The sequence below is a fragment of the Sporosarcina sp. P12(2017) genome, assembly GCF_002743035.1.
GTDB lineage: Bacteria > Bacillota > Bacilli > Bacillales_A > Planococcaceae > Sporosarcina > Sporosarcina ureae.
Genome location: NZ_PDYL01000041.1, coordinates 1 through 1,407 on the forward strand (window position 1 = coordinate 1; position 1,407 = coordinate 1,407).

At 43.9% G+C, this 1,407-nt stretch carries 1 protein-coding gene; it reads right to left on the minus strand.

Annotation, left to right across the window (positions count from 1 at the left end):
• Positions 1 to 147: 147 nt before the first annotated feature.
• Entirely contained in the window at positions 148 to 1,272 is a 1,125-nt protein-coding gene (locus tag CSV80_RS17265; RefSeq protein WP_099671846.1) for an IS4 family transposase, read from the minus strand.
• Positions 1,273 to 1,407: the final 135 nt, after the last annotated feature.

The window sequence follows — 1,407 nt, forward strand, 5'->3', positions numbered from 1 at the left end:
CACTAGCGTCGCATAAATGAGTTCACAATATTCCGTCTATACTTTTCTGTCCACAAGGAAAAAATCGAAGACAGCTGAACAGAGACAGTCAACATCCATTTTTTTACTATACCTTTTGGCTACTGTGACAGAAACGGATTTCCCGCATTACGGTACACCTTTTCCTTCGATTTTTCGAAGCCAAATATGCGCAGACTTCCATAAAGAGGCCTTTAGATAGCGGCTGATTTGCAGGTATGTTCGCTTACTTTTTGTCCGTAACTGCGCCAGCACATTCAAGCAGTAGACGATCATCGCCAGATACACTTGGTTATGCACGCCCTGCTGGCTTTGTGCGTAGAATTTCTTGATATTCAAATGTTGTTTCATCCATTTGAAGAACAGTTCTATGGCCCAGCGTGACTTATACAGTTCTGCGATTTCGTCGGCAGACAGATCAAAACGGTTCGTGATCAGGTTCAGTTGATTGCCTTTGGAATCCAATACTTTCAACAGACGGAACACATTTTCCGACCGGTTTTGCGTTGTGCCAATCACAACCATTTCATCCGATAATACCAGGGTATCTTCTGGTAACTCGAAGTGTTCAAGCGACCGGACAACTGCGTTTTTCCGTAAACGAGAGACGAAGAAATACCCCTCATCTGTCATGAGGTCAAACCGTTCGTAATCCAGATAGCCGCGATCGAACACATACAGGCATTCCTTATCATCGACTAGAACCTCCAGTTGACCGCGATCGTGTTCTTTGGCGTTCGTCAAGACCGCCTGATCCGGGTAGGAACAACCATTTCCCATAAATACGAGACGTAGATGGAGCTTGATACCGGACTTCGTTTTTCGGAATTCCGCCCATCGGTGGTTATACAAGTTCAAAGGCAGCGTACTAGAATCGATGATTTTCAGTGGAGTTGTCCGCTTGCGATGGGTCTGGAAATCAGTAGCGCTGTGGATCTGTGAGACCAGATCAAGAAAAATGGCCTGAAAGAATTCCGTCGGCACCTGACGTAAACGCCTGCCAAGCTGTGAGAAGCTGATGGAATCCAAGTTCGTGGCTTCCTGTAGTTCTTCGGAAAAGACGCTGTCACTGACGGCGCGTAAGCTTTCCGTTTCATGAATCTGTGCGTACAAAAGTAAGTTCGTAAACGAAGCCATATGTAGCTTCTTTGTATAATGATCGAGACAATGGAGCTGAACTTGTTCCGCAAATAATTCATTGAAAATCGGTTCTGCCCATTGCTCAAATGCTGATTTTCGTGTAATCTTATCCATGAGTGAGTCCTTTATATTGGATTTGGATGGATTACTGCCTCCAACCCATTATAAAGGATTTTTTTGTGGAAAAGATTAATTAGAGAGTATTCAGAATTCAACAACAAGAGATATTATTTTAACGCGACACTAGTG